The organism is Paenibacillus agricola (genome assembly GCF_011440305.1).
Lineage (GTDB): Bacteria > Bacillota > Bacilli > Paenibacillales > NBRC-103111 > Paenibacillus_S > Paenibacillus_S agricola.
The window spans coordinates 1-25753 of the sequence record NZ_JAAOIW010000017.1 but is presented as its reverse complement, the minus strand read 5'-3'; the positions used below and the strand labels follow the sequence as shown (position 1 = coordinate 25753).

The 25753-nt window shown below is 46.2% G+C and carries 16 protein-coding genes, 14 tRNA genes and 1 rRNA gene; 7 read left to right on the top strand and 24 right to left on the bottom strand.

The genetic code is table 11. The features are described 5' to 3' along the window. Window positions 1-17: 17 nt before the first annotated feature. The 8 genes from G9U52_RS30940 to G9U52_RS30905 form a co-directional block, all read right to left on the bottom strand. Complete coding sequence (locus tag G9U52_RS30940; protein ID WP_166154954.1) at window positions 18-1610, bottom strand: extracellular solute-binding protein; 1593 nt, start codon at window positions 1608-1610, stop codon at window positions 18-20. 194 nt (window positions 1611-1804) lie between these two features. Beyond that, window positions 1805-4144 (bottom strand): helix-turn-helix domain-containing protein, encoded by a 2340-nt coding sequence (locus G9U52_RS30935; RefSeq protein ID WP_166154952.1) that lies wholly within the window; start codon window positions 4142-4144, stop codon window positions 1805-1807. 244 nt (window positions 4145-4388) lie between these two features. Further along, on the bottom strand, window positions 4389-5456 hold the full coding sequence (locus G9U52_RS30930; protein WP_166154950.1) for a bifunctional heptose 7-phosphate kinase/heptose 1-phosphate adenyltransferase: 1068 nt from the start codon (window positions 5454-5456) through the stop codon (window positions 4389-4391). Window positions 5457-5471: 15 nt separating this feature from the next. After that, window positions 5472-8813 (bottom strand): alpha-mannosidase, encoded by a 3342-nt coding sequence (locus G9U52_RS30925; RefSeq protein WP_166154948.1) that lies wholly within the window; start codon window positions 8811-8813, stop codon window positions 5472-5474. Between the two features lie 105 nt (window positions 8814-8918). Then, the gene (locus G9U52_RS30920) at window positions 8919-9734 is read right to left on the bottom strand and encodes an HAD family hydrolase (RefSeq protein WP_166154946.1); all 816 of its coding nucleotides are present in this window, start codon (window positions 9732-9734) and stop codon (window positions 8919-8921) included. A gap of 256 nt (window positions 9735-9990) precedes the next feature. Then, window positions 9991-12195 carry a GSU2086 family protein gene (locus G9U52_RS39470; protein ID WP_207953323.1) on the bottom strand — a complete coding sequence of 735 codons (2205 nt, stop codon included), beginning with the start codon at window positions 12193-12195 and terminating at the stop codon, window positions 9991-9993. Window positions 12196-12326: 131 nt separating this feature from the next. Continuing rightward, window positions 12327-13310, bottom strand: coding sequence for an aldose epimerase family protein (locus G9U52_RS30910; protein WP_166154944.1), 984 nt, complete (start codon window positions 13308-13310; stop codon window positions 12327-12329). A gap of 143 nt (window positions 13311-13453) precedes the next feature. Further along, window positions 13454-14623: an ROK family protein gene (locus tag G9U52_RS30905; RefSeq protein ID WP_207953322.1), complete on the bottom strand. Its 1170-nt coding sequence runs from the start codon at window positions 14621-14623 to the stop codon at window positions 13454-13456. 226 nt (window positions 14624-14849) lie between these two features. Between G9U52_RS30905 and G9U52_RS30900 the strand changes: the two genes are divergently transcribed. The 7 genes from G9U52_RS30900 to G9U52_RS30870 all read left to right on the top strand — a co-directional run bounded on the left by G9U52_RS30900 (window position 14850) and on the right by G9U52_RS30870 (window position 22805). Beyond that, window positions 14850-14923, top strand: a tRNA-Arg gene (locus G9U52_RS30900). 252 nt (window positions 14924-15175) lie between these two features. After that, window positions 15176-16231, top strand: a complete 1056-nt coding sequence (locus G9U52_RS30895; protein ID WP_166154940.1) for an amidohydrolase family protein — start codon at window positions 15176-15178, stop codon at window positions 16229-16231. 14 nt (window positions 16232-16245) lie between these two features. Next, window positions 16246-16596, top strand: coding sequence for a Rieske (2Fe-2S) protein (locus tag G9U52_RS30890; RefSeq protein WP_166154938.1), 351 nt, complete (start codon window positions 16246-16248; stop codon window positions 16594-16596). 127 nt (window positions 16597-16723) lie between these two features. Then, entirely contained in the window at window positions 16724-19051 is a 2328-nt protein-coding gene (locus G9U52_RS30885; RefSeq protein ID WP_166154936.1) for a helix-turn-helix domain-containing protein, read from the top strand. Between the two features lie 321 nt (window positions 19052-19372). Then, window positions 19373-20233 carry an ABC transporter permease gene (locus G9U52_RS30880; protein ID WP_166155108.1) on the top strand — a complete coding sequence of 287 codons (861 nt, stop codon included), beginning with the start codon at window positions 19373-19375 and terminating at the stop codon, window positions 20231-20233. A 13-nt stretch (window positions 20234-20246) separates the two neighbouring features. Then, the gene (locus G9U52_RS30875; RefSeq protein WP_166154934.1) at window positions 20247-21104 is read left to right on the top strand and encodes a carbohydrate ABC transporter permease; all 858 of its coding nucleotides are present in this window, start codon (window positions 20247-20249) and stop codon (window positions 21102-21104) included. A gap of 63 nt (window positions 21105-21167) precedes the next feature. Further along, on the top strand, window positions 21168-22805 hold the full coding sequence (locus tag G9U52_RS30870; protein WP_243767664.1) for an extracellular solute-binding protein: 1638 nt from the start codon (window positions 21168-21170) through the stop codon (window positions 22803-22805). 95 nt (window positions 22806-22900) lie between these two features. Here G9U52_RS30870 and G9U52_RS30865 read toward each other — a convergent pair whose 3' ends face one another. From G9U52_RS30865 to rrf, 16 genes are all read right to left on the bottom strand, one after another. Beyond that, window positions 22901-23692 carry an AraC family transcriptional regulator gene (locus G9U52_RS30865; RefSeq protein WP_166154932.1) on the bottom strand — a complete coding sequence of 264 codons (792 nt, stop codon included), beginning with the start codon at window positions 23690-23692 and terminating at the stop codon, window positions 22901-22903. 77 nt (window positions 23693-23769) lie between these two features. Continuing rightward, window positions 23770-23931: a hypothetical protein gene (locus tag G9U52_RS30860; RefSeq protein ID WP_166154930.1), complete on the bottom strand. Its 162-nt coding sequence runs from the start codon at window positions 23929-23931 to the stop codon at window positions 23770-23772. A gap of 66 nt (window positions 23932-23997) precedes the next feature. Next, window positions 23998-24068: transfer RNA gene (locus tag G9U52_RS30855), tRNA-Gly, on the bottom strand. A 35-nt stretch (window positions 24069-24103) separates the two neighbouring features. Then, window positions 24104-24177, bottom strand: a tRNA-Pro gene (locus G9U52_RS30850). Between the two features lie 12 nt (window positions 24178-24189). Continuing rightward, window positions 24190-24269, bottom strand: a tRNA-Leu gene (locus G9U52_RS30845). 14 nt (window positions 24270-24283) lie between these two features. Beyond that, window positions 24284-24358 (bottom strand) — tRNA-Gly (locus G9U52_RS30840). A gap of 72 nt (window positions 24359-24430) precedes the next feature. Beyond that, a tRNA-Gly gene (locus G9U52_RS30835) sits at window positions 24431-24505 on the bottom strand. A 7-nt stretch (window positions 24506-24512) separates the two neighbouring features. Beyond that, a tRNA-Leu gene (locus G9U52_RS30830) sits at window positions 24513-24594 on the bottom strand. A gap of 10 nt (window positions 24595-24604) precedes the next feature. Next, a tRNA-Lys gene (locus G9U52_RS30825) sits at window positions 24605-24680 on the bottom strand. Window positions 24681-24686: 6 nt separating this feature from the next. Then, window positions 24687-24761, bottom strand: a tRNA-Gln gene (locus tag G9U52_RS30820). A 29-nt stretch (window positions 24762-24790) separates the two neighbouring features. Continuing rightward, a tRNA-His gene (locus G9U52_RS30815) sits at window positions 24791-24863 on the bottom strand. A 188-nt stretch (window positions 24864-25051) separates the two neighbouring features. Further along, window positions 25052-25128, bottom strand: a tRNA-Asp gene (locus G9U52_RS30810). A gap of 40 nt (window positions 25129-25168) precedes the next feature. Next, window positions 25169-25242 (bottom strand) — tRNA-Met (locus G9U52_RS30805). A 21-nt stretch (window positions 25243-25263) separates the two neighbouring features. Continuing rightward, window positions 25264-25339, bottom strand: a tRNA-Val gene (locus G9U52_RS30800). Between the two features lie 9 nt (window positions 25340-25348). Next, a tRNA-Glu gene (locus G9U52_RS30795) sits at window positions 25349-25420 on the bottom strand. Between the two features lie 39 nt (window positions 25421-25459). Then, a 5S ribosomal RNA gene (gene rrf, locus G9U52_RS30790) occupies window positions 25460-25576 on the bottom strand. Window positions 25577-25753 lie beyond the last annotated feature (177 nt).

Below are 25753 nucleotides of genomic sequence, written 5' to 3'. Positions count from 1 at the left end.
TTCTCTTGCTGTACCTTTTACTTAGCTCTGGCTAATGCCGTATTGTAGATTTTCTCAATTTCCTCGGAGCCTTTTTCCTTACACTGCTGGATGAACGCATCCCATTCCTTGTCTAAAGCGCCATCCGTCATAATGAATTTGTCCATCATTTGTGTTAAATACGCATCCAGCTGGGTTCTTAATTGCTTTAATTTTTCACGCTCTTCTTTAGTAAAGGCAGGATCATAAGCCATTCTAAAACCAGAGCCATCTTTAATAGAAGCCAGGTTTTTATTGGTCCACTCCGTCATGGCTTTATCTTGGTTTGGAAGATCGATACTATCGTCCGCTTGTAAGGCGAACCCTAGGTAGCCAATACCAAGCTCTGATTTAAAAGCAGCCATTTTATCAGTTTTATCCTTAAATTTGTCAGCAAACTCTGCTTTTTGAACGGGCTTCCCATCTACCAACGTGTAATGCTCATTCTCAAGGCCCCATGAACTCAATTTCGTACCTTCATCTGAGTATATCCAATCGATATATTCAATGATTTTGTCAGCATTTTTAGTATTTGCACTGATGGCATAGGATTCAGATAAATGATCCAGTTGATACAGCAGCCCACGCTTAACGCCCTTATCGCTAGCAAGGGTAGGAATCAGGTCGAATTTAGCTTCTGGATTCTGCTTCTGTAACGCAACGTTAAAAGTAACGCCGAAGCCGGTATTATCCATATAATACAAGGACTTACCCGAGCTTAGCTTCTCCTGCCAAATTTGCGAGGTTGCGGTTGTATAATCGGGATCCAGCAATTTCTCTTTATGCAGCTTATGCAAATAGGTAATCGCGTCTTTGAATTGCGGCATAGCTGGACCGAATTTATATTGCTTCAATGCTGGGTCGTAATAAATTTTGGCTCCACTTACGTTTGTGTATCCACTGCCCATACCAAAAGCAATCGGATTAATCAGATTTTCCGTACCTGTCAGACCGTTAGCCGCTCGGCTTGTGAACGGGAAGGTTTCGGGATAAGCTTCCTTCAGCTTTTTAAATACCTGGTACAATTCCTCGTAGGTAGTAGGTGTTTGCAGATTTAATTTTTTGAGTAAATCGATCCGAATGACTGGAACCTGCCCCGATTGGGAGGCCCCTACTTTTTGCGTAAGAGGAAAGCCATAGAGCTTGCCATCTATTTTGTTTTTATTAATTTCCGGGTATTCGGCCATAACCTTTTTGAAATTAGGCATTTTATCCAAATATGGGGTCAAATCCAGAAATACACCCGTATCTGCAAAGTTAGAGATATCATCCTGCTTCACAAGCGTGACATCGGGTAATGTATTGGTGGCGATTAACGTTTTCTTTTTATCATCATAATTGCTTTGTGGTGTGCTTTGAATTTCCAACTTTATATTTTTTCTTTTCAGGCTTTCTTTAACGAAGTTCGAATTGGCGACTAGCGGTTGGCTTGGGTGCTCATATCTCATCCATGTTACTGCTACTGGTTGTTTTGAATCCTCTGCAGCCTTGGTGCCGCTGCCTGTAGACTTCGTTTCCCCTGCGCAACCTGCCAATAAGCCACCTAATACAGCGACCGAGCAGCCTGCTGCCAGATACCCCTTTTTATTCATTTCTTGTTCTCCTCCTTGGAAAATGTGATGTCCTGCTCACTCCTATAGTGTAAATGGCGATAATCGTCTTGAATAGAACCGATACAGAGTACGATGATGCGTAATTCCACCTGTATCCTCTGCGATACGTTATTCCACCTTGATGCAAAAGGTCGATTTTAACCGACGGGTGAATAAGCTTCGCTGGTAAACTTTTATTGTCTCGTGTTAATGTTACGATAATCGATTGGCGAGATACCTTCATGCTTTTTAAACATTCTTAAGAAGGTCGTCCTGCTATTCATCCCGATTCGGTCTGCGATTTCGTTAATTTTTAAATCAGTTTCCGTCAGCAGCTCTTTAGCCTTTGCCATCCGAATCAAGCTTATATAATCCGTGATGCTCGTCCCTGTTGTTTCCTTAAACATCCGGGATACATACTTTGCTGACAGGCCAATCTCATTTGCAATATTTTCCAAATAAATATCCTTCTCATAATTGCTTTCAATGTAGGAGGTAATGAACGAGATCACGGTTCCGGTTCGGCGTTCGCCTTTTGTCGCCGTTTCAGCCACGATCCGCTCATAGAAATGTATGAGCAGCCGCACCCTGTCATTGAACTCATTGGGCGTTATATTTTTATTGGCCAGCACTGCATACTCTTCTTCAGTAAGTAAAATATGAATGTCCAGCTGCCGCTCATTTGTGTAACGGATACCGGTATTCCATAATTCAACAAGTAAGGCACCAAGGTAAGAATAAGACACACCACGGCTTTTGTTCGCTTGAATCAAGCTTTCCACCTCAGTTTCCAATACCTCTACATTGCCCGCTTTCAAACCGTTCACGATTTTTTTCTCATCCAAAAATGAATAATAATAGTTCTGCTCGATGGTCAGTCCCACCGCATCCGCAATGGCCATATCCGAAGAATCCTTGCTCTGGTCCATAGCCGTTATCGCATCGCTATACGATTTGGCAATATCACCCACCTGCGTGTAGGTTTTGCCCAACCCGATAATTAATTCGCAATAAATCATATCGTATTCGAAGGTTAGCTTAATTTGCTCCAAAGCCAGAGCCAACTCTCGCCGTTCGTTGTCCTCGCCTTGCTTCAGGTTAATAATACTCACATAAAAATTTTGCTCATATTCCATCAAATAGCAATGGACATGCTGCTCCATGATCCCCCATAGCACCTTTTTCATCTTCCCTTGGATCAACAGCCTATCCTCCTCCCCAATATCGCGGAAAAACCGCTCCTTATATTGGAACATAAAGCAGCAGCATAAATAGCTATCAGCTTGAAACCCGATATCATCAAGAATCTGGCTTAATGATTCCTGCTGTGCCCAGGGCTGTCCGCGGAACAAACCTGCAAAAAATTGGTCAAGCATGCCATTGGAATATTGGTTGACCTTCAGGACGGCATCCCGATTTTGCTGGATTAATTGGTCAATCCGGCTGCCGATGACCTGCATCTCGTCATTGCTTCTAATTTCATTCGTAAAATTCATTTCCTGTTCACTCTGGACGAGAATATTTCTAATATTTTTGATCGGATTGTACAGATTGATGCTGAAGATGAAGGAGAAGCAAACTCCGATTATCATTAAGGTGATACAAATCCAGAATACAAGGCTAAGAATGCTGTCAGGCTCTTTGCCGAAGGCTTCGGTTGGCGTAATCGAATAGTAGTCCCAGCCAAATGCATCAGAATGAACATGGACGACCAAGGATTCCTGCCCAGCTACTTCCATAAATAACGTGGAGACAGCTTCCTGCATCTGCTGGCTTAATTGCTGCAGCGTCGGCTCTGTGTAACCGCTATCGTTTAGAATAACCTGATGGTTTTTATTTAAAATGAGATATTTGGAGGACGAGAAAATCGCATTATTTTGCAGGGAAGCTGCAATCGCTGGAAGCGAAAGGCTCGTTACCATCGTCACTAGATTGCCGTTGACGAATTGCGTAGAAACACTCGGAATCACCAAGCGGGTAATATCGCTATCTATGTAGCTATGTACTTTAGTAGGCAAAAGCAATTCAAATAGCTGGGTCGATTGTAGCTTCTGCTTCCAAAAGTCTTTGCTGTAGCTGTCCATCCGATAAAACTTGTCGAAAAACAAATCAAAATCCGCCATTTCCTGGCTTGTATAAACCTTGATCGCATCCGTATACATAAATATATGATCGATGAAAGAGCTGCTCGTATTTCGGTTTCCGGCAAGCGCTCTTACAATTAATTGCAAGTTTACCTTTTCTTCATTGGTAAGCTGTCCAAAAGGCTTTACATTTTGCTCAATAATCGGGCTTGAAAATAAACTATTATTGGTTGATTGCGCCATACGCAAATAAATATCGACCGTCTGTGAGGAAAACTTCAAATTATCCGTCAGCTTTTGTGAGACATCTCTCTTGACTACTTGGTCTACATTGACATACACGATCAAGCCTATAATCATAATAGGAATCAATAAGGATAGAAAGTACATCAGAATTTTGGCAAATAATTTATTCCTTTGAAATAGCAGTTTGAATGGATAACTCCCCAATCTCTAAGCCCCCTTGTCTACAAGCCCGGTGAATCAAGTCTCACTGTGCGGCCCGGATGTTCCTCCGATTGCTGTTGTTCATGGATTCCTAGTTCCGCTTATATTCAACGGAATTCTAGCAACAATGCACGGTTGGGGCATGAACATTTGCTGCCCATGCCCGAACCCCTACTTCTTTTCTACCGCTACTTCTCTCTACCTCTACTACCTATACAACCTACATTAGCGATAGCCGTACAGCTGCTTACTCGGCAAGCCGCTGCCAGCGATCCCTGATTTCCTGTGGAGAGGCGGTGCCGGTTTCCCCACACTTGCCTACGGTTACAGCGGCCGCCAGATGGGCAAAGGCTACCGCCTCAGGCCCTGTGCAGCCAACCCCCCATGCCGATAAAAAAGCCGCCGTAAACGAATCGCCTGCACCCACAATATCGATCGGAGGCGCTACGGGCTTGGTTGGGACGAACGTCATCTGTCCGTCCTCGAACCAAACTGCTCCCTTGTCTCCCCATGTAATGCAGCATGGCGCCTCGGCAAGTTTACTCAGCTGCTGCCCTGCCCGCAATAGTTCGCTTTCTGTTGCTTGCAGATGCTTCAAGCTCCCATTGTACCACCGTAATGCTTCGAGCTCATTAGGCTTAAGGACCATCCCTTTGAAATGGCCAATCCGGTCTCTGCTGTCTACAACGATCCGCTTGCCTTGCCCTGCCCAGTAAGCCAAACGATCCCGTACGCTTGGGCCAATCACGCCATGCTCCAGCTGGTCGGTTACGCTGATCACATCCACCTGTGCAGCCATCAGGTCCAATTGCTGCACAAGCCGCTGCGTAGCCGCTTCGGAGCAGCCTTGCTCATTGATAAAATCAATGCGCGGTGCCTCTTGCTCCGCTCCCTGCAGCCCTTGCAGGATCACCTTGCAGTAGGCTGGGGTTACCCGCCCCGGCTCAACCTGCACATAAGCATCGTTGATGCCGCGCAACCGGAACGCCTCCTGCAGCTGCTGGCCGCGCCAATCATTCCCTGCCATCGAGCAGAAGCTAACCTCCAGGCAGCCAAGCGCCTTGTAATTAACTGCCGCATTGCCCGCCGCTCCGGGAGCGAAACGCTCCCGGGTGACGGGCAGGTTATAATGCGGTGTCTCTCTAGACAATTCGCTTTGCGTCATATCCGCATGCCAATACACATCCAGGCAGCCGTCTCCAATCACGCCAACCTTTAAAGTCGAGATCCCTTGCAATATTTCGTCTACCCGCTCCCGCGACAATCCTTTAAATTGCTGGATCGAGGATAAAGTAGGCGATTCATCTTTTATCATCTGAGAGCCTCCTTCTTAGTTTTCCATACGGAAAACGATGCGGAACGTTTTCAATTCGAAGGGCTTGAAGAAAGCAGTGAATGTTTGGCCGGTATGCGCTACAGCAACACCTTCACATTCAGACAAATTGACTTCCTCGAGCTCGTCCACTTGGTAATGCGTAGCAAAGGCAACCTCGCCACGTTTGCCTGCATATTCATAACAGCGAACAATCCAGCTATCGGAATCCTCGGCTTTCTTGACCGTATCGATCATCACATGGTCGCCGCTCACGCCGATAAAGCTAAGTGCAGCAGGCAGATAGCGGGTCATTGCTTGCCCAGCATACTGGGACTGTCCTTGCCCAGACAGTAATTGGGCTTGTGGCTCTGATTGAGCCTTCACTTCCGTGACCACTACCGGAACATTCAACCGGTAAGCCTGCTCAACCGTGCCGGCTGCAAACCAATCCCCGCCATGTGGCAACAGTGAGTAGGTGAACGTGTGCTCCCCTTTATCGCATTCAGGATCTGGCTTGTTGGACGATTTAATCAGTGTAAGGCGCATCACATGCTCCTTAATATCATGTCCGTACTTGCAGTCGTTGAGGAGGCTGACACCAAAGCCACGCTCGGATAAATCGACCCATTTATGCGCACACGTCTCAAAACGTGCATAATCCCAGCTTGTATTCCAATGTGTGGGACGTTGTACATGCCCGAACTGGATTTCATAGGTAGCCGCAGCGGCGCGAACACATACAGGAAAAGCAACCTTGAGCAGTGTTTCCCGCTCCTGCCAGTCCACCCAGGTTGAGAAATCAATCCGTGGATGGTGCGCATACACGATCATATCCTGCTGGACCAGCGTCTGGCCGTACTCCCATTCAAAACGAATTACTGCACGCAATGGCCCCTGCTCGATCCATGTGGCGAAGCGCAGGTCGGTAATATGGCTGACCTTTTCCAAATAAAAAATATCGATTTCCCAGTTATCATGATAAGCTGGTTTATCCTCATGCACATCAAATCGGTTACCCAGCTCGCCTACGGCCAGAACCTCTCTCTTGGAGCGCTTGTCAAACACACGGCTAAGCTGTCCGGCAGCATTCCATTCGATTTCATAAAAGGGCGTAGACACGCTCTGCTCCCCGCAAATAAATGGCGAGGCTCCCTCTGATTTGGCTTGACGTTCTTCGGAATCGGCTCCTGATGCCTGCGGCTCTTCCAGTGTTTCTGCTGTACCCAGCGTCTGCCCCAATTCTGCCGGTATCTCCGCCGTTGCCATCCGAACCGTCGTATACCCCATTGCTGGTATATCTGTGACCAGCAGCTGCAGCGTGTCGCCCTGCCCCGGCTGCCCGAGGACTCGCTCGGCCGCTATGCGGTGCCCAGACACGTCCATCCAATGCTGTCCCTCATAGCTTGCTTCCCACGAGAGCTCCACAATCTCGCTGCGCGGCCACGGCAAGGAGTTCACTACCAGCCAGCCGCCACCCTCTACCTTGATGTTTGATGCCAACAGCTCCATACCGTCTGCCAGCGCCCCTTGCGCCAGCTGCTCTGCCTCAGCATATTCCGTACGGCAGTCCTCGTATACCTCGGTAATCGAGGAGCCTGGCAATATATCGTGGAACTGGTTGCGCAGCACGATTTTCCAGCTGTCGTACAGCTGCTTTTGCGGATAAGCAGCGTAGCCCGTGAGCGGGCTGCTGAAGATCGATACCATCTCGGCATCACGCAATAGAAACTCCATGTGCCGGTTCATTTTTTTCACATATGCCTGTGAGGTATAGGTGCCGCGGTGCAGCTCCAAATACAGCTCCCCATCCCAATGGTGGACATAACGGTCGGTCTGCTCCACGGTTTGCTCCAGCTTCGTAAAAAATTCATCCGCACGCCCCGTTATAGCCCTCGGCATACCTGGCATATTTTCCAGCCTTCTGCGCATTTCCAGCATCGTGCGTGTCGGTCCGCCGCCTCCGTCCCCATAGCCATAAGAAAGCAGCAGCTCGGAATCGTTAATCTCCTTGTCGCGGTAATTGTTCCAAATGCCGCTTAAGGTAGACGGCAATACTTGCCCGTTGTAGGTATAATAGCGGGTAAAGGTACTCTCCGGAACATCCGTTTCCGGTGTGGTGATATAATGCGTCAGCACCTCCGTACCGTCGATGCCCCGCCAATAAAACGTATCATGCGGGAAACGATTGTACACGTTCCAGCTGATTTTGGTTGTCATAAAATGGCGCAGCCCGCTTTTTTGCAAAATTTGTGGTAACGCCCAGCTGTAACCAAACACATCAGGCAGCCATAAATATTCACATTTTACGCCAAAGGTATTTTCAAAATACCGCATCCCATACAAAAGCTGGCGCACAAGCGACTCTCCTGAAGGGATATTGCAATCCGATTCAAGCCACATCGCACCCCCAGCCTCCCAACGGCCTTCCTGGACGCGCTCTTTGATTTTGGCAAAAACCTCCGGGTAATCCTGCTCGATATATTCATACAGCTGTGGCTGGGTTTGCAGGAATATATATTCCGGGAACTGCTCCATCAAGCGCAGCACGGTTGAGAAGGAACGAACCGCTTTCTCCCGCGTATGCTTCAAGCGCCACAGCCAGGCTACATCGATATGCGTGTGTCCGATACAGCGCACCGTTAAAGGCTGGAAGCTGGGAAGCTTCGCCAGCTCCTCTTTGAGCTTCGTATTGGCCTCGCTCACACTTGCGTAAAATGCCGCATCTCCCGGCACCCTCCAATTCAACAGCAGCATGGCGCGATCGAGCGCTTTCACCAACGCCTGCCTTTCCCAACGGTTCTCCTCCAGCACCTGGATCGTATGGTAAACAGCAAACGCCGTATGGTACAGGTCATCGGTTTCCGTTTCCAGCACAGCAAGCGCAGACAGGTGGAGCTGGTGCTCCTGCTCAGTTTTTGTGCCATCCGCCCCGCTTAAGCCACTCCACACTTTGAACAGCAGCTCTACCTTTTGCCCAAGGAAGGATTCAGGGAAAAATACTTCTTTATGATTGCTTCCAACTCCCTGGTAAGGCTCTCCATTGACATAAAGCAGTGATTCGAAGCCCGAATTATGCCCGGCACCTGTTTTGCCAAAATCAAACAGCCCCACAACCTGCCTACCCGCCCATTCCGCAGGAACCGTCGTTTCCGTTTTCAACCAGGCCGTCAGATCCCAGCCCTTCCAGCGATCTCCGACCGAAATGTGCCCCCATTCACTATCCTCTGGCGGCATCGCAGCAATTTCTGCCTCCTTATCGACCCAGAACGAGTAGGATGGCATTTCGCGATGCTCCACGTAACGGTGCTTTTCAATTTCCTCAATGCGCTTCCACAATTTATCCAACGTCAAAAACATCAATAATCCTCCTTATATTTAGCAACTCGTATTTCAACCACATTTCCTGTACTCATCCTTTTCGCCTTGCCCTGCGCCTAGCCGTGCCCTACCTAGCGTCTTGCCCTATTCCAGCTCTGCGTCCAGCCCTAACCATTGCATCCACTGGGCCGTATCCGTGAAATCCCCCGCGATCCAATCTGCGCCAGCAGCCTGCAGCCGCTCTACCTTAACCGCATTCAAGCCCTCACGCTTATCTTCGTCACTCGCCAGCCCAAGCGCCAACGCTCCGTTTTCCTTAGCCAGCCGAATCTCCACCTTGCCATCACCAATAACCGCAAGCCCTTCGCTTTGCAAGTCCCCCTGCGCCAGCAAATCGCTGATAACCTTCTCCTTCGAGCAATCCGCCCGACCTACAGGAGCACCCGCGATCTCTTTAAAATAATGCCGTACCCCCAACACCTCCGCCTCGTTCACCACATCGGGATGGTCCGTGCCGCTAGCGATATACATGGGAATAGCCTGCTGGTGCAGGAGCTCAAGTATGTGCTCCGAGCCCTTTATCAAAAAATCCCCAGGACGGTATTTGCCTGTCTGCAAACCTCTAATCCGTTCATCCACATGGAGCAGCAGCCGCCTGTTGTATTCAGCCTTATATTCCCATTCACCCTTAACCTCCGGATTCCAGCCCTTCTCCTTTACCTTTTCGGCTAACCACTGCATTTGATAAATGGTTTGGATACCTGTCGATTGGTCAATATAGCCAGCAATCTCTTGGTCGAGCTCGCTTGATTGCTCAGCTGTTAGCTGATGGCTGCCAATGATAGCTTCTTTAAAAAGAGGCACCATCGTTTCCTCCCACCCTGCCCTGAGTGTTGATAACGTGCCGTCAAAATCGAATAGCACCGCCTTGATCCGGCCTTCCTGCTTCCCGCTTACCATTTGCTTTGCCTCCCATTGTATAAAAAAATCACTACTGCTTGTATAAACGCTACTGTTTGCATAAAAATACGCTAATGTTTATATACCACCAACTACTGCTTGTTTGTGCAAAAACTCGTTGCCTCTTCCTGCATTTGTGCGCGTCACACTTTACCTTAGCAGGAATTTCTAACGTTAGATTCGTCCCTATCATATAAAAAAGGAAGTTATCTGGATTTATGGAGGAATTAACTGGATTTTTTTCAGCTAATCCCTCTCATTCGCTGCCCTTAGCCTGCTCGGCTACTCCAAGTGCATGCCAAATCGCAGGAATTGTCTCTTGGTGCAAGCCCTCCAAATGGAAGCCTTTTCCCCCGAGGCTAGTAGGCCGGTGCACAATATTTTTACGAGGCCGGTAGTAATATTCCCAGTCGCCATAACCAATTTTTTGGGAGTAATCACCTAACCGGATAATATCAAAATTAGCCGTCGTAATATGATGTACAGCGTATTGCAAATTTCTGGCGATCGAGAGCGCTTTAAGAAAAACCTCCGGTCCTGTAACTGCAGAGCCAAAGTTCATAAAGACACCGCCCTCCAAATGCGCAACCGTATAGCAATAAGCTTGAAAATCGTAACCGCTGGCTCCAGCTTGCAAGGCAAGGTCCGACTTCGGGTGAAGCTGAATATCGTCTGTTCCCACAGTAATATGGCAGGTATAAGGGATCCCATAACGACCGCATGCACCAAGCAGGCTTTCCTCCAAATACGGAAACTGCTTAGGATGCTTGCGGGTGTAATCCGTCAAGCTTTCTCCATACCCACGGCTTTCGTTCCGGCCAGCCTCCAACGCATGATGGATAATGCCTGCGGCCTCTTCCCACATCCCAAGCTTGCCCTCACGCAAATAACCGTCCTCCAGCTCCTCAGCCTGGCCGCTTACAGCCAGTTCCACATCTTGGAAGCATGCGGCTCCGTTTAAAGCGAGATGGCTAATATAGCCGCGCTTGATCAAATCGATCAGGTAGCGGTTTACACCGCTGCCAATCATATTTCCGCCGATCGAAACGAGGATGCGTTTGCCCTGCTCCTTAGCTGTCAGCAGCCTCTGGATGAACTCCTCGAGCTGTGGCGGCTCCCAGGTTGCCCGCAGGTCAAGCTTGCCTTCAGGCGGCAGCAATGCCTCCGACTGGCTCACCTGCAGCCTGCTATTCCTAGAGTGAAGAGGATAGAGCACGGTCTTCCTAGTGCTGTTGTTCTCGTCGATCCCATTGGATTCCTTGATAATCGCGTTAGTCTCGAAGTTATCGTCAGTCTCAATCATCCCATTAGTCCTGCTGGTTTCCCTGACCTCACTAGTCCCGATGTTCTCGTGGTTCCCGGCACCCTCACTAATCCCGATGCCTCCATTAGTCCTGCTGCTTCCGCTAATCTCACCAATGCCGATGTTCCCACTTGCCCCACTCGTCTCCACTGGCTCCACATGAGCAGGGAATTCGAGCCCCAGCTCCTTCTTCCTTCGCATAAGGCTATGGAATAACACTGGAATCGTCTGCTGGTGCAAGCCATGGAACAGGTAGCCTTTGCCGTCAATTTCACTTAAGCGATCGACGAACACCCGCCGGGGCCGGTAATGATAATTCGGGTCGCTTGGCTCAGGCCGTTCCTTGGCAGTCACCGGCACAATGTCGAAATTGGCGGCGATAATCCCGCTCATCGGCAAGCCGTGGTTGCGGGCTAACGACAACCCCTTCAGAAAAATTTCCGGTCCCGATATAGCCGACCCGAAATTCAAAAACACCCCGCCATCCTTCAGCCCCGCAATGGATTGGCACATCCGGTGAAAATCCACACCTGATGCTTTGCCCAACGCCGCAAAATTAACGATCGGATGCTGGTGGATAATATCCGTCCCGATGGAAATATGACAGGTATAAGGGATACCATACTGTTGGCACTGGACGAACACGCAATCCTTATAATGAGGGAACTTCTCTGGATTCGCAGATAAATACCTGTAAAGGCTTTCTCCATAACCTAAACCCGCTTCAGCGCCCATTTGGATCGCTTCATTCATATACCGTCCCGTTTCCTCCCACATCCCGAAAGAGCCGTCCTCAATCGAGCGGGCAACATCCTCAGAGGTTTCACCGAGAAAAGCCAGCTCGAAGTCGTGGATGCTTGTAGCTCCATTGCCGGATACATGGGTCAGGAATCCGTTCCTGACCAGCTCGATAATATAACGGGAGAGCCCGTTTTTGATCACATGCGCCCCCATCGACCAGATGACAGGCTTCCCTTCCAGCCGGGCTGCAAGGATGGACTCGACCAGTTCCATGAATTCAGGCGCGTTTGCAGACGAAAGCTCCTCAGCAGCCTCTTCATCAGGCCTTGCCATATTATTGATCGTGACCAGATTCGTCCGTTCATACACCGAATTCGTCTTAATCCCCTTAAAAGATAATCGTTTATCGGAATCCACTTGAGACCTCCTCAAATTTTTATGGAAGGCTTGCTTCTGCCCATTTCACCATACATTTATTGCAACTGGCAGCCGATTCCTTATCGACCTACTTCATGCTGCAGCTGGAGCTAGCTTTTTCTCAATCTGCTTCACATTAAAGCCGAAACCGCTTCAATTTCCAACCACGAGGACATGCTCCCCTTCGGGGGAATTTGCAAGGCATACCCTTGCTCGGCAGCCTCTCCCAAAGTCAGCTTCGGCGGGATATTGAACATTTCCAAACCAATATTATAATCACATCCAAAAAACGGAGCATCCACACCTGCCATAAAATTTTGCCAATACCATAAATAAGGCCATACCTTGCCATCCCACCGAACCTCAAGGCCTATGCCCGTAAGCGGGTTGGTCAGTTGGTACTTATATGCCTCCATTTGGATGTATAAAAGGTCCCTCACTGTACCTGGCGCAGGCATTACCGATAAATCGATAACTGCGCCATCCTTTTCCATAAAAGGCCATGCCCAGCTTTCCCCGCTGATAGGATCGCATATTTGCGCACCCTTTTCCAAAGTAATAACCGATTTCTCGGTAAGGAAGGGTCGCCCATAGGCCAAATGATGTCCCCAATTGGCTTCAAGAGAGGTCGTGGGCGACAAGTTAGTCAGCGTCTCCTCGATTTTCACCGTCCCGCTGCCTGAGGTTAGCGTTAGCTTTTTCTCGATGAGAAAAGGCATCGAACGCAGCCGATTGGTCAGCAAAACTTGAATTTCATCCGGCTCATCCTTCATAATCCGGTAATCCCACGGAGTCACGGCAGACTCTCCACGCTCCAATGTAGCTCCGCGGTACTGGGACGTGTAACTGACCTCAGGCAGCATCTCCTGCCAACCGCCCGCATAGTTACTCTGATAGTCCGTGGACAATCCGTGAGGGCGGAAAAGCCCTTGGGCCGATATCCATATAAAATCAGTATCTGAAGGCTTGTGCAGCCAGCGTATAGGCTCCGCGCCCTTATCCAATAGCAAATGAATCAGTAGCTTTTCATTCTCTAGCAGCAAGGAGCGGTAGCCCTTAAAGCTTAAATCGTCTATAATTCGACAGCCCTCGTTGCGAAGCGGGCGATAAAGCATGCTTCCATCCCACCTAACTTTTAAATTTCTTTTTGGATTTCTTTTGGATTTCTTTTGAAGCACTTTTGATTTCCTGTAGCATTTCATCTTTGATTGAGGCTATCTTCATTCGCTTAATTATTAAGTTAATTAACCAAAAAAAATTATTTCTCTCTAAGTGACAACAAACGAACCGGTTCAGCCAAAAGAAATCCAAACAGCAGCGCAGCAGCTCCAACCGCACTCTGAGAATTCCCAAAGGTAGAAGGCTCGATTCGCAAGCGGTCTTTAGCAAAAGCATATAACCGGGACTGTACTCGTGGCTTTACCTGCACTAAGTAGTCTGACAGCAATGGATACAATCGTCCACCAAGCAAAATCAGCTCGGGATCATACAGATTTTGAATATTGACTAAAGCAGCCTCCATAAAACCCAACGTATCCTCCAGACATCGGAGCGCTTCAGGCTCTCTGCGCTTTATAGCGCCCTGCAATTCCTCAATCGTGCTTCCACCCGACCAACGACCAAGAATACCAGGGATGGAGCCTACGGTTTCCCAACAGCCACGATTGCCGCAGCCACACATTTTGCCATCAAGCACAATCGTCATATGCCCGACTTGCCCACAGAGGCCGTTTGTTCCCCGAACGATTTTACCTTCAGTGACCACGCCACCCCCGATGCCCATACCTAGCGTAACGGAGACCAAATTGTTCACATTTTTGCCTAGCCCATACCAACGCTCAGCCATTGCTGAAGTTCGAGCATCATCATCGATCAGGGTAACAAGCCCGAATTGGTCCTCCAGCATCTTCTGTAGCGGATAGTTGCTCCAGCCGGGAAAATTTGGAGGAGCCAGCAAAGTCCCGCTATCATAATCAATCGGCCCAGGAACGCCTGCCCCCAACCCCAGAATCTTGTAGCCTGCCGCTTCAATATCGCTTTTGACCCCCGCCACAAGTGGTGTGATAACCTCGAAATAGGCATCCGGCCCTTGAAGCCCATTCATATCCCGTTCGATCGATTGCAGAATCGTACCGTTTAAATCCATCACCACAATTTCAAAGCTTGAGCGCCCTATATCCAGCCCGATAATCCTATAAAATCGCGGGTCAAAACCTAGCATTACCCGTCTGCGTCCTACATTTCCCGAGATCGCCTCGTTTTCGCGCAAAATCCCTAATTGTATCAGCTCATGTGTAAGGTTCGTTATTGTGCCTGAAGTTAATCCGATCTGATCAACCAGCTCAACCCGAGATACTTGCTGGTAGCGCCAGATCCCTTTAAGAATCTCTGACATATTATTTTGCTTAACCTGCTGTAAAAAAATCATTTTGTTAGAGAAGGCTGCACGCTCCATTCTAATTTACTTAATCATTTAGTTAATTGTTATTATACTTGTAATTCTGGCTATTTGTAAATCCCTAATTGGTTTATCAACCTTAATAGATACTAACTTATGGAATCGCGTGTACGTCCATAGTCGCGTTAGAAAATTTTTAAAATGCATTTAATACTTGCGTCCCTCATCGATGTATGGTATATTATAAATCGTTCGTGTTTCAGTAGCTCAGCTGGATAGAGCAACGCCCTTCTAAGGCGTGGGTCGGGGGTTCGAATCCCTCCTGGAACGTAATCCTTATCCAATTAGGCTTTTCGCGATTTCTATAGTTCTTATAGAACGTGTAACCTTCTAACATCAAAAACCTCTTTCAACGGCAAGAACCGTTGTGGAGGTTTTTTTATGTTGAATAACCCATTTCGTAGGAAGAAGCAATAGAGTGTAAAATTGTAGAATTACTTAAGATAACGTAGTATTACCAATCGTAATTTTATCAGTTCCAACTTACAATATATGTATCAAATGTAAGGGGGATTGCAACATATGAGTTCCATGCCACGCGTAATTGATACCGATGTGCATAACACGTTTAGAACCCCGTCCGACTTGGTTGAATATTTACCTGAACCGTGGAAATCACGGGTTGCCAGCAGTGGAATTGGGAACCCCTGGCATGGTTTGTGGTCGCCAATCGGTGTTTTCCGTAAAGATAGTATGCCTCCTACTGGTGGGCCCTCTGCTTCTGACCCTGAATACTTAGTGAAGGATTTGATTGAACCGAATAATATCGAGTACGCGATCTTAACGGGAGATGCAATGAACATTTGCGTTAATCCCGATCCCGATTATGCGGCAGCTATTTGTTCTGCATACAATGATTATTTAATTAAGGAATGGCTGCCCCATCACAAATCGTTTAAAGGCGCGATGCTTGTCACAGGTCAGGACCCATTGTTGGCAGCCAGGGAGATTGACCGTATCGCGGGACATCCAGACATCGTTGAAGTGCTCATGGGCAGTGCCCAACGTGCAGGTTTGGGGCAACGTCAATACCACCCGATCTATGAAGCAGCAGAGCGCAATGGCCTCCCAGTGGCCATCCATCCTGGAGCCGAGGGATCGGGAGGCACCTATGCTTCAGCGGCCGGAATTCCGACTCGTTATTTGGAATGGCATACCTGTTTATCGCAAAACTATATGGCACATACAGTAAGCTTAGTGTGTGAGGGTGTGTTCGAGAAATTCCCTGATTTAAAATTTGTCATGCTGGAGGGTGGGCTAGCTTGGCTACCGCATCTGATGTGGAGATTGGATAAAAACTACAAAGCGCTGCGGTCGCAAGTTCCTTGGTTAAAACGGCTGCCAAGCCAATATATCCGCGATCATTGCTATTTCTCTACACAACCGATCGAGGAACCGGACAATCCAAGCGACCTGATCGATTTGTTCAATATGATCGATGCTGAAAACTTCATTATTTTTTCCAGCGATTATCCGCATTGGGATAACGATGCCCCGATGGAGATTTTGAAGCGGTTAAGTCCCGAATCACATCAGAAAATTTTTTATGATAATGCCAAAAGTTTGTACAAACTGTAAAGTGGGGGGAGAGCATGGCAACTCATTTTGTAGCTGAGACCAAGGATTTTATCGAAGGTCATCACATCATTGTAGATGTAGAAGGCAGGTCTATTGGACTGTACCGTCTGGATGGACAATTTTATGCATTGCATAATTACTGTCCTCATGAAGGGGCACCGCTTTGTAAAGGAAGCATCTGCGGAACGACGCTTCCTTCCAATGTTTACGAATACCAATTCGGCAGGCAAGGAGAGATCATCCGCTGTCCTTGGCACGGCTGGGAATTCGATATCAAAACGGGTAAATCGTTGGTCAATGAGAAAGTAAGAGCGAGAAAATATAAAGTCGAAGTAGAAGACGGAAAAGTGGGTATTGTTATTTGATTACATAAACATTCCCCGCAGTATTTCAATCGTGGGGAATGTTTATTTCACGACACTCCTTGCCAACCCTTTACTAGATATGTGAAAATAGACATACAGAAAATATTGGAAGGGGTTGGTGTTATAGGTGAACCGTTTTTTTGGACCCCGCTCGTTTAACGTAGCTTTGTTTTGGCAATTTTTTGCAAGCTATTTTATTCTCTTCATCATTCCCGTAATTATTGCAAGTACATTTACTTATGTATTTGTTGTTAATCTTATCGAAGATGAGGTACAAAATTCCAATAATATGACGATTCGCAATTTTTCCGACCAAACCGATACTGCGTTTTCCTCTCTCCAGGCCAATATGATTAACCTCCTTGGTACATCCAATCTTAAAAGCGCTATGAAACTTTACAGCGAGCCCACTAAGTCTTTTGAATATTATGAAGTCACCCATTCCCTTATGGATCAGTTGAATGCGATGGATACAGGAGATATTGTTTCCAATGCCTACTTTTATTTTGCTAAATCCGACCTTGTGATCGGTTTTAACTCAGATACAAGCAAAGAAAATTTTTTTCAATATTTTCACCCCATTAGTGATCAGGACAAGAAGGAATACCTAAGCAATTTTTTTGGCAAAAAAATGATGCATTTTACCAAGCCATATACCTTACATCAAAAGATATTGTTCACGAATGAGATTTTGTCTTCAAGCTCTAACATTGCCACAGTTATGAGTTACCCGTTTAACAGCGATAATCCGGATGTATATTTGGTCGTTAATATGAAACTCAGTGAGCTCAGCAAGCACATCCGTATCCCTGAAAAGTGGGTTGCAGGTACCGCTATTGTTGATAGGCGTGGAAACGTGATTATTCAATCGGGTGAATTGGCGATTGACCCGCAACAGCTGCTTGACGCGACCCAATCCTATTCCGAAGGAATTCTTTATTCAGACAGAAAGATGGAATCCTTGTCTTTCGTGAAGTCCCGCTTTAACGATTCATGGTATTACGTCAGTCTAATCAATCTTGAAACCTTATTGCAGCCCGCCCATAGAATTCGCATGTTCACCATCATATTTCTTGGTTTCTTTCTGGTTCTCGGAGGATTGGTTTCTTTTTACTTAAGCAAAAGGTTATATAAGCCAATCTTGGAAATCAAAAGCGGATTGACTTCACATCTCCATAAATCGGTTTTGCCTGTTCAACATAAAGGCAACGATTACGATTTTATTAAGCAGTTTTCGAAATTATTAGTTTCAGAGAATAAGGAATTGTCCGCATTGGTGAGCGGCATGTTCCCGATTGTACAAGAAGATTTTATAGCTAAAATACTGTCCGGAGAATACCGTGATCATTTAGCTATAGAATTATATGCCAAGGAAATCGACTTTTATTATGAGCGGAATGTAGCGCGAACCGTCCTATGTATTGAAATCCATTACTTTTCATGGGTGCTTGATCAAATTTCGGAAACGTCCAAAGCGTTTATGATCGTGGAACTAAAAGAACGGATACTCAAATCAGCACCAGTGGTCATCTGGCTTTGCCAGACGAAGCCGGACCTGCTGGCCTGTGTTGTGCAGCATAGCCGTTTTTCACACTTTGGTCCCAAGGAAGTATCAGAATATTTAGCACTAACCCTTCAACAATTCAATCCGTATTTCAAAGCAACAATTGGTGTTGGAAAAAAAGTCCAGGATATTGGTGAGTTATACCTATCCTATGAGTCGGCCAACACATTGCTTAAGCATAAAAGCCTTCACTCTAAAGTGGAAATCATAACTGAAGATACTGCCTGGGAAGACCGAGCACAACTCGACTGTTTTTTATCCATTGATGAAGTAAGCAGGATCTTTAATATTTACAAATCACAAAATTATGCTAAGCTGCTACAGACTGTCATCGATCTATTGGACAGGGCAGTAGTAAAAAATGCAAGTGCCTATCAAGTGAAGAGCTTATGCTCAGATGTGTTGAATACATGGATTCGTGCAATAGAGATGGAACGCAAAGACTTGAATATCCCCTTTTACTCCAGTTTATTCGAGAGACTAAACCGCTGTGCAACTTGGGATGAAATCAAGCAATGCTTCGAATATATTCATACGCAATTGTTTCAATTGAAACAGCGAAGTGACCGGAGTGAGCAATTTACCGAAATATTGGACTATATCCATAATCATTATGGAGAAGAACTATCCGTGGAGAAATTTGCCCAGCAATTAAACATGTCAGTAAGCTACTTCAGTCGTACATTCAAGGAAACGGTCGGAGAAAAATATGTAGAATATATTACGAAGCATCGTTTAATGATGGCGAAAAGATATCTGCTTGAGACGGACATGAAGATAGATGAAATTACCGAAAAGGTCGGATATATGGGACGCACTTCGTTTATCCGTATTTTTTGCAAGTATGAAGGAATCACTCCGGGAAAATACCGAACGATTCATCATCGATAACTATTGAACATATTCTTAACAAACCCACTCTAGGTCACTATACATAGAGTGGGTTTTGCATTTCTAGATGATTCGATGATTCAATCCTCTGTCTCCATAATTTCCGCAAGTCTCTATTTTTTCCGAAAAATAAATAGCTACATTAGGAAAAAATGCACGCTTTACGTCTGCAGCTAGAGTGCTTATCTTTAAGTTAGGAAAACACTAGAGCCATGACCAAGGTTACGAGGGAAATCTAAACATAAGGGGTGAGCGTACTTGCCAGTCCATAGATTACGTTTCGGGCGGTACCTAAAAAAGCATAAGGCATTATATTTATTAATGCTTCCAGGCATTCTCTATTATATTGTTTTCAAATATGTGCCGATGTATGGGATTATAATTGCCTTCCAAAATTATTCGATAGGAAAAGGCATGATGGGGAGCAAGTTTGTCGGATTTTTGCATTTTGTTGAATTTTTTTATAACACCCCTGATTCGTGGAAGTTGATCCGTAATACGATATTGTTGAATGTTTACGACTTAATATTTCATTTTCCAGCTCCGATCATTCTGGCCTTATTGCTTCATGAAATTAAAAATAAAGCATTCAAAAGAATCGTACAGACTATCAGCTACATGCCACATTTCTTATCAACGGTTGTTATCGCCGGGATTCTGGTCATATTTTTGTCGCCTTCTACCGGTATAGTCAATATAGTGTTACATAAAGTGTTCGGGGTCGAGCCGGTTATGTTCTTGGGTTTGCCCGAATGGTTCAGAACGATTTACATAGGCTCGGAAATTTGGCAGAAGCTCGGTTGGGGTACAATCTTGTATTTAGCCGCAATAGCGGGTATCGATCCTGCCCTATATGAAGCAGCCAAAATGGATGGCGCTAACCGTTTGCAGCAAATCCGGCATATTACATTTATCGGGATGATACCAGTCATGACTATTTTATTTGTGTTAAATCTCGGTCATTTTATGGAAATCGGGTTTCATAAAATATTGCTGCTTTATAATCCGATGAACTATGAAACCTCCGATGTAATCAATACCTTCGTCTATCGAAGAGGGGTACTGAATGCTGACTTCAGCTTCGCTTCGGCGGTAGGCCTATTCCAATCGATAATTGGATTCACTTTAGTTGTTATGGCAAACCGGCTTGTAAAAAAATATTCAGAGACTAGTTTATGGTAGATGGAGGAGCAGAATGAAAAACAAAACTCTTGGTTTCACGCTGTTTGACATCATCAATACGATCATCATGGTCTTTGTGATTATTGTTATGTTATATCCGATGGTCTTTGTTTTCTCAGCATCAATCAGTGATAATGCGTTGGTATCAAGCGGACAGGTTCTGCTATGGCCCAAAGGAATTAATTTCTCTGCTTATGAAAGAATTATCATGGACGAAAACTTATGGATCAGCTATTGGAACACAATCCGTTATACAGTTGTACACACCTTCCTTACATTAATTGCAACTACGGCGATGGCTTACCCTTTGGCTAAACGATGGCTTATCGGAAGAAAATGGATTCTGCTGATGGCTGCCTTTACCTTGGTATTCAACGGGGGGCTGATCCCGACGTTTCTCCTCGTGAAACAACTGAATATTTTGAATTCGATCTGGGCTATCGTCTTGCCCTCCTTGATTAGCACATGGCATCTGTTTATTATGAGAACGTTTTTTGAAGGACTGCCTGAAGAGATTGAAGACGCTGCGATTATGGACGGTTGCGGCTCGATGCAAGTGCTCTTGCGAATTGTTGTTCCGCTATCGTTGCCAGTCTTGATGACGATCGGATTATTTACAGCTGTTAATCAATGGAATGCCTTTTTTGACGCTCTGCTTTATTTGAATGATGGCAAGATGCATCCCCTGCAAATTATGCTCCGCAGCGTGCTAATAGCTGGCAACAACCCACAGGGTGAAGGTGACCAAAGCTACATTCAATCGTTGAAATATGCTTTGATCGTAATTGCAACCTTGCCCATTCTGTGCGTGTATCCTTTTATCCAAAAATATTTTGTGCAGGGCAGCTTGATTGGCGGAGTAAAAGGATAGAACGTTATAGATTCCTCAGAATCTGTTTCTCTCTATAGATAAACATTCGAAGGAGGTATAAGGATGAACAAGAGAACAATGGCAACAACTGTTTCTGCCTTTATGTTGGGTGGATTGATCGCTGGCTGTAGCGGCGGGGGGCAAGTAGCAGCACCTTCAGCGCCTGCGAAGGATGCCGGGGGTACAACAGGTACAACAGGCACAACAGCGCCAGCTACAACGCCGGCTACAAGCAGCCAGCCGCCTAAGGCGGTAACGTTCACATGGTTGGCCGCTAACCGGGTAGAGGGTCCTGTCAAGCAGGATTGGGAAACCTTCAAAGAAATCGAAAAGAAAACAGGTGTTAAAATTGATTTTCAGGTGATAAGTGAGGAAGCCTTGCTGGAAAAGAGAAAAATTATGATTGCGACGAACACGGTCACCGATTTTATCTTGATCCCTACCCAGGATGGAAGAGATTTCGGACCCGAGAAAGTATTCCTAAATTTGAAGAATTACTTGGATAAAGCACCGAACATCAAAAAATTTTTTGACGCCAACCCGGAAGCGAAAGCTCAAGCTACAGCAGCGGACGGCGGATATTATACGATGCCTGTTCTTGAAAGTGATGCAAGTACAAAAGGCTTCAACTATGCTTGGTATACGCGTAAAGATTTGCATGACAAATACGGCTTGAAGGCGCCAACAACGCTGGATGAGTTTTATCAATACCTGAAAGCACTGAAGGACAAACACCCAGATTCGTACCCACTGACATTCCGTACACCTCTCAGCAACCCTAACCTAACTGGAATATACACAGTATTTCTCAGAGCGTTCACAGGTGTTGAAGGATTCATTAACCAGACCCCTGACAAAGATGAATACGAGTTTGCCGGTTATCATAAAGGATTCAAGGACTCGTTGTTGTACATGAATAAACTGTATAACGAGAAACTGCTCGAACCGGAATTTGCTCTGTTAACTACCGCGCAATGGGAAGAAAGGCTACTGACCGGCAAATCGATGGTCACTTATTTCTGGAAGGCGGACTTCGATCCGTTGATCGACAAAGCCCGTAAAGCGAATGCAAGTAACAAAGATTTCGAAATGAATGTTATTCCTCAATTCGCTGCTGACGGTATCAAAAACTATCAATACGCACGGCCTGCAGTCGGTGTAAGTGGCCTTGCAATTTCAGCTAATGTTAAAGATAAGGACGCAGCAATTAAATTTATGGATTTTCTGTACAGCGAAGAAGGAACGAATTATATGTCGCTCGGTATTTTGAATAAAACCTATAAAATGGTCGATGGTAAACCAAGATATATGGAGGAGTTCGGTACCAGCCCTTATGTCCCGCTTCGTCGTGATTGGGGCGTATGGTTCCCTAATGTATCGATCAATAACGCAATAGCCCGCGCCGCGTGGGAAAGAGGCTTGGATGCAAAAAACAAGGAGATCAATACCTTCTATGCCAAGTATATCATCGATGCACCTAAATCGATCGTTAAAAATGCAGATGAGCAAGAGATTGAAAAATCGAAGCTGAATAATCTCAATAAATATTTTGAACAAAAAATGACTGAATTTGTTACCGGGAAAACGCCAATTAACGACCAAACAGTTAATGAATTTATTGACCAGTCCAAGAAACAGGGCGTTGATGATTTGTTGAAACTGTACAACGCTTCATACAAACGTACTTATGGCGTGAAATAACTGTTCCTGCAAAGAGTAGCAACAAATGTCCCCTCTCCATACACAAACCTATCGGTTTGCACATAAAGAACCGTCCGATTTTTCGTGACGGTTCTTTATTGTTCATCTTCTGTTGGTTTTATGCCGCGTTTTGCAGTAAATGTCGGGGGGTAGCCAATATTTTTTTTATATATATGATTAAAGTAGGTTTGGTCGCAGTATCCCAGATAGTCGGAAATTTCTTTGATTGTCATATCGGTGTTTAGTAGCATCTCGCGTGCAGCGGTAATACGTACTTGATGCAGGTATTCCACCGGTGTACGGCCTGTTACCTCTTTAAATACGCTTGATATGTAATTCGGTGTCCGATCAACGTGTTGAGCAAGGTCTTTGAGCCGAAACGGATGCCGATAATGTGTTACGATATACTGTTGAATGTGCATAGCTAAGCTTTGCTTCGAGGAAGGATGTTGCTTGGACATCAGCTCGCGCTGCAGTATCCCTAATATTTCCACCATAATACCTTTGGTAATAATTTCGTAACATGGCATTTGTCCGATCCAGCAATCGTACAACAGCGAAAACCGTTGCTTCAAGTAATCGAAACTGATCGTTCGAATGGTCCTGTAAGCCTCTCTACCTAGCATTGGCATTTCACATTCCAAAGCATCATTGAAATGTACGGAAAACATCTGATGGGGCTCGGTAGGATCCGTGAGCGCAGAGCGCAAAGTGCCCGCTTGTATAAATAGACCATCTCCACGTTGCAGCGAAATTACTGTATCACCTATTGTATAAGTGATTTTCCCCTTGATAACAAGCAGTATAATATGATATGGCGTAGGCGACTTCGGTATGCTCCAACTTCTACCCATTTGATAATCAAACAAAACGGAAGTGATATTCAAAACCCTATTCCTCCTCCCATTTGACACTGCTTATCCTATTAATCGGAGAATCTCTCACATCATTGATACAGAAAATATCAGGTTAATCCAACTTTAAAAATGGTAATAGCAAGCCCTTTTACTATAACATACCCGCGATGGTATGGCAGCGAATTATCCATCGCCCCGTTTCCAGAAGCCCACTTACCTCGCCAAGGCATACGGCGATCACAATAAAAATCCTCTTGTTTAATCTTCATCCTTAACTACCTCCGAAAAAGCAAAAAAATCCTTGATAAACAAGGATTTCAACTTTTACACTATGAAGCGGGTAAGGGGAATCGAACCCCTGCTATCAGCTTGGAAGGCTGAAGTTCTACCATTGAACTACACCCGCAAATCACCAGCTAACTCTTTACATTCATAAAAATATCGGGACGACACGATTTGAACATGCGACCCCCTGGTCCCAAACCAGGTGCTCTACCAAGCTGAGCTACGTCCCGTAAATAAGATAGTGCCGATAGAGGGACTTGAACCCCCACGGTTTCCCTCACGATTTTGAGTCGCGCGCGTCTGCCAATTCCGCCATACCGGCTTGCTTGTGCTCTTTGGAGCGGAAGACGGGAATCGAACCCGCGACCCTCGCCTTGGCAAGGCGATGCTCTACCGCTGAGCCACTTCCGCACTTTATTGTTTCAAAGATACGAGATTTAGTATACAACATCTTTACATATAGAGCAACAACAATTTAATTGGTGGAGCGGAAGACGGGAATCGAACCCGCGACCCTCGCCTTGGCAAGGCGATGCTCTACCGCTGAGCCACTTCCGCAAAATAATGCGCGTAGAGGGACTTGAACCCCCACGTCGTGAAACGCCAGATCCTAAGTCTGGTGCGTCTGCCAATTCCGCCATACGCGCATGATATTAATGGTGAGACATGTAGGATTCGAACCTACGACACCCTGATTAAAAGTCAGGTGCTCTACCAACTGAGCTAATGTCTCAAACTATGGCTGGGGATCTAGGGATCGAACCTAGGAATGACGGAGTCAAAGTCCGTTGCCTTACCGCTTGGCTAATCCCCACCACTGTGTTGTTATTAGAAATATAAATGGGCGATCGAAGGGAATTGAACCCTCGAGTGTCGGATCCACAAACCGATGCGTTAACCACTTCGCCACGACCGCCATATTAAGCTAATAAAGGATAACTAAGTTACCATGACAATAATTGAACCGCCCTATATCGATTATTAATCAAATACTTGACCGTTTAATTACCCTCAATGGCAGACAAACGAATAAACCCTTTCGGGTGCAACTATTATGTCCATCTTCTTTGATGCCTATCCAATCCACAATCAAGTAAAAAGTAATGGCGGAGCCGACGGGATTCGAACCCGCGATCTCCTGCGTGACAGGCAGGCATGTTGGGCCACTACACCACGGCTCCACAGTATGTTCGAAGTTGGCTTATCTTCGAAATAATTAAGTTGCGGGGGCAGGATTTGAACCTGCGGCCTTCGGGTTATGAGCCCGACGAGCTACCGGGCTGCTCCACCCCGCGTCATTTAAAACTATACATTCATGGTGGGCGCTGACGGGATCGAACCGCCGACCCTCTGCTTGTAAGGCAGATGCTCTCCCAGCTGAGCTAAGCGCCCATGTCACTATGACCCGTAGGGGACTCGAACCCCTGTTACCTCCGTGAAAGGGAGGTGTCTTAACCACTTGACCAACGGGCCATGCTATAATGTAATATTGATTCTACCTTAAAAAGGTTTGCTTGGCAATGTCCTACTCTCCCAGAACCCTGCGGTTCAAGTACCATTGGCGCTAGAGGGCTTAACGGTCGTGTTCGAGATGGGAACGCGTGGTTCCCCTCTGCCATCATCACCAAACGGCTTGCATCCAAGGTTTGTACCTTGAAAACTAGATCCGAAACCACAACTCTGCGTCGAGCAACGCACCCCCTTTAGCTTGCGCTTCAGGGGGGACTTCCTTTGGATAAGCCCTCGACCGATTAGTATCCGTCAGCTCCATGCCTTGCGGCACTTCCACCCCGGACCTATCTACCT